Below are 1,044 nucleotides of genomic sequence, written 5' to 3' on the forward strand. Positions count from 1 at the left end.
CCCGTTCGTCTCGTCTCTCGGCCTTGGAGAACCGGATTTGCCTGATTCTCCAGCCTACCGACTTTCACCAGGACAACCAACGCCTGGCTCACCTAGCCTTCTCCGTCTCCCCATCGCAATACAGTGAGGTACGGGAATATTAACCCGTTTCCCATCGACTACGCCTTTCGGCCTCGCCTTAGGGGCCGACTCACTCTGCTCCGATTAGCGTCGAACAGAAACCCTTGGTCTTCCGGCGGGGAGGTTTTTCACCTCCCTTGTCGTTACTCATGTCAGCATTCGCACTCGTGATACCTCCAGCAGACCTCTCGATCTCCCTTCATTGGCTTACACGACGCTCCTCTACCGCTCATCATTCGATGAACCCGTAGCTTCGGTACCTGGTTTAGCCCCGTTATATCTTCCGCGCAGGCCGACTCGACTAGTGAGCTATTACGCTTTCTTTAAAGGATGGCTGCTTCTAAGCCAACCTCCTAGCTGTCTGAGCCTTCCCACATCGTTTCCCACTTAACCAGGATTTGGGGACCTTAGCTGACGGTCTGGGTTGTTTCCCTTTTCACAATGGACGTTAGCACCCACTGTGTGTCTCCCACGCGTCACTCACCGGTATTCGGAGTTTGCCTCGGGTTGGTAAGTCGGGATGACCCCCTAGCCGAAACAGTGCTCTACCCCCGGCGGTGCTACGTGAGGCGCTACCTAAATAGCTTTCGAGGAGAACCAGCTATCTCCGGGCTTGATTAGCCTTTCACTCCGATCCACAAGTCATCCCCGCATTTTTCAACATACGTGGGTTCGGTCCTCCAGTTGATGTTACTCAACCTTCAACCTGCTCATGGATAGATCGCCCGGTTTCGGGTCTATTCCCAGCGACTGGTCGCCCAGTTAAGACTCGGTTTCCCTACGCCTCCCCTATACGGTTAAGCTCGCCACTGAAAATAAGTCGCTGACCCATTATACAAAAGGTACGCGGTCACAGAACGAGTCTGCTCCCACTGCTTGTACGCATACGGTTTCAGGATCTATTTCACTCCCCTCTCCGGGGTT

1 rRNA gene (cut by a window edge) is annotated in these 1,044 nt (G+C 54.0%); it reads right to left on the reverse strand.

Annotated features, from left to right (window positions below):
- Positions 1-1,044 (reverse strand): 23S ribosomal RNA (locus IOC61_RS10895); its annotated part reaches 614 nt to the left of the window's first position; the annotation flags it as partial.

It is taken from the genome of Halomonas sp. KAO, assembly GCF_015595025.1.
Classification (GTDB): Bacteria; Pseudomonadota; Gammaproteobacteria; order Pseudomonadales; family Halomonadaceae; genus Halomonas.